Origin of the sequence: Rhodococcus sp. A14 (assembly GCF_011603105.1) — a bacterium.
Lineage (GTDB): Bacteria > Actinomycetota > Actinomycetes > Mycobacteriales > Mycobacteriaceae > Rhodococcus_F > Rhodococcus_F opacus.
The window spans coordinates 1-567 of record NZ_JAAOQS010000315.1; the positions used below are offsets into that span (position 1 = coordinate 1).

The following is a 567-nucleotide window of genomic DNA, read 5'->3' on the forward strand; positions in this document are numbered from 1 at the left end:
CCCGGCCCCGCTGCTCCGCCGACGCATACATCGGGGTCTCCACGCCCGACGCCGCCCAGTCCAGCAGCCGGCACAACGCGGCCGCGTTGTAGCCGACGTGCGCCACCAGGTGTCGCCGCGACCACCCCGCCAACCCGGTCGGCTCGGACAGCTGCTCGTCGGACAGCTCGGCCAGGCGCTGCGCGAAGTACGCGGTACCGCGGCGCGCGATCAGCAACCGCTCGGACAAGTCGAGATCGTGGAAACCCACCGGGTGCACCCTTACTTGACGATTGTCGTGTTGCGGACGGTGCCCAGGCCCTCGATGGTGACCTCGACGGTCTGCCCGTCCTGAATGTAGAGCCCGGGCTTACGGGCGTGCCCCACCCCGCCCGGGGTGCCGGTGATCACCACGTCACCGGGCTGCAACGTCACGATGTGCGAGATGTACTCCACCAGCTTGGCCGGGGTGAACACCAGATCGTCGGTGGTGGTGGACTGCACCACCTGCCCTTCCAGTTTCGTCTCCAGTGTCCCGCCGAACGTGTACGAGTCGGTGGTCGTCAGGAACGGCCCGAAACCGCTGGT

The 567-nt window shown here is 68.3% G+C and carries 2 protein-coding genes; both read right to left on the reverse strand.

The window, feature by feature from the left end; all coding sequences use genetic code 11:
- A partial coding sequence (locus G9373_RS45595) for a maleylpyruvate isomerase N-terminal domain-containing protein (protein WP_167121404.1) occupies positions 1–250 on the reverse strand: 250 nt, incomplete at its 3' end.
- A gap of 11 nt (positions 251–261) precedes the next feature.
- Positions 262–567: fumarylacetoacetate hydrolase family protein (locus tag G9373_RS45600; RefSeq protein ID WP_167121406.1), on the reverse strand; the 306-nt coding region annotated here is incomplete at its 5' end.